At 59.5% G+C, this 1,492-nt stretch carries 2 pseudogenes; both read left to right on the top strand.

Annotated features, from left to right (window positions below):
• A pseudogene (locus AC1DZP_RS36145) lies at positions 1-225 on the top strand (integrase core domain-containing protein); the annotation flags it as partial.
• A 914-nt stretch (positions 226-1,139) separates the two neighbouring features.
• Positions 1,140-1,492, top strand: a pseudogene (locus AC1DZP_RS36140) (hypothetical protein); the annotation flags it as partial.

Genomic DNA, 1,492 nt, shown 5'->3' with positions numbered 1-1,492 from the left:
GCCCTATACGCCCAAGACCAACGGCAAGCCGAGCGCTTCATCCAGACAGCACTGCGCGAATGGGCCTATGCCATTGCCTATCCGACTTCAGATCACCGCGCCGCAGAGTTGCCGGTCTGGCTGCATCGTTACAATTGGCACCGTCCCCACGGGAGCCTAAAGTCCAAAACGCCTATCAGTCGCCTGGCTCTAACCGAGGACAACCTGTTGAGGCTCCACAGCTAGAACAGAGGCGGGCGCCAGGACGCGCGGGACGCTTCGGTGGGGTAGGACAGGCCGGGCCGATCGCGCGCTGGCGAAGCTTAAGCGATGGGGAACCTAATGCCACTCGCCAACTTAGGCGAGATGAGCACACGCGGCGTCAACTTCCTGCCCAAATGGATTTCCAACAACGTCTTAGCGACAGTCGGCGCCGACATCATCTCAGTCGCCGAATTGACCCAGAAGCTATGCTGGTTTGAGCTACGGGCAGTGAGACAGCTGGTTTGAGCTACGGGCAGTGAAACATCTCCCGGGTGTGTAGGTTCCGTCACAGTTGGCTACAGCCTGTCACACGTCATCGCCGGGCGGTTGCCATGAGCGCATGCCTCGCCGTCGCGGGGACAGAATCACATGCCGAGCGTCTCAGTGCTTCCGGCAGGCCGGACAGTCTCGGCGAATGTCTCCGCTGCTGCCTGGAGGAAATTATGCGACGCTCAAGGAGGCAATTGAGCGTAGCCCTTCTGACCTTCTCGACGAATTGCGTTTTGAGTGGGACTTACCTAAGATAAGCCCATCCGTGTTATCGGTCTCGTCTGGCTAAAGGCGCTGGCAGACGGACGGGAGCTCTGGTTCCTCGATGGGTGTTGGGTTGCTCTCTATCCTACGCTCTCAGGCCTTGCGCATGTCCCCTGTGGTCTTTTTGTCATGTGCTCTCCTGCCGGTTAGGCCCGAGAACACCTTGCCGAAAAAGCCCATTTCGTCCTCCTGCATGTCCGATGCACGCTGTCGGGGCGCTCAATGATTGAAGCTCCTCCCCGCGACTTTGGTTCCTTCGAATAAGCCGAATGCTGTCCCGCAATTGGGCTCCAACTCGAGGGCTCGGGGTTCCGTACAAAGTCGATTTGGCCGACCGGAGCCGCTCATGAGCCGGCTGGACTATGACCTCACGTAAGCTTGCTATTGTGCAGTGCAGCGACGATGTTGTTGCCTGTGCATTGTGCGCGGTTTTCGTCACCCTGGCGGCTAAGGATCTCGATTTGCGAAACCTGTCAGACACAATCACTCGCCTGGCCGCGATACGTGGCCGACCGGGTTTGTCCGCTCACCGCGACGACCGCTTGTCCGACATGGCCGGTTTCGGATCCAATTCCGGTGCCTTGCGGGGGCGGTTCTACGTTCCTGAGAATCTCCCGCGTGGAGCCGCGTTGGTTGTCGTCCTGCACGGTTGCACGCAGACGGCGGATGGGTACGATCATGGATCTGGATGGTCGAAGCTGGCGACCGACCAGGG

It is taken from the genome of Mesorhizobium sp. P2_F8 (genome assembly GCF_056403655.1).
Note: the sequence above shows the minus strand (reverse complement) of the source record. Positions and strands in the feature narration are given on the sequence as shown.